The organism is Marinimicrobium sp. UBA4509 (genome assembly GCF_002388575.1).
Taxonomy (GTDB): Bacteria; Pseudomonadota; Gammaproteobacteria; order Pseudomonadales; family Cellvibrionaceae; genus Marinimicrobium; species Marinimicrobium koreense.
The window spans coordinates 1-329 of sequence record NZ_DGMV01000049.1 but is presented as its reverse complement, the minus strand read 5'-3'; the positions used below and the strand labels follow the sequence as shown (position 1 = coordinate 329).

At 54.4% G+C, this 329-nt stretch carries 1 pseudogene; it reads left to right on the top strand.

Annotation, left to right across the window (positions count from 1 at the left end):
- A pseudogene (locus tag B3520_RS07705) lies at window positions 1-274 on the top strand (FAD-dependent oxidoreductase); the annotation flags it as partial.
- Between the last annotated feature and the right edge of the window lie 55 nt (window positions 275-329).

Here is a 329-nt window from a genome sequence, read left to right as displayed (position 1 = left end):
CCTGCTCGCCTGCCTGCACAACAAGCCGCTGAAAACCTACCACTACAAAGACCACGGCTCGCTGATTTCCCTGGCGAACTACTCGACCGTAGGCAGCCTGATGGGCAACCTCACTCGGGGCAGTCTGTTTATTGAGGGTCGTATGGCGCGGGTGGTGTATATCTCGCTGTACCGGATGCATCAGGTGGCGGTGCACGGTTTGATCAAGACCGGTTTGCTGATGCTGGCGGGTAAAATCAATCGGTGGTTACGACCGCGGTTGAAGTTGCATTGATGGTATTGCTTAAATATTGACGGCACTTCACTTAGAGTGCTGCGGGAGGGTATAC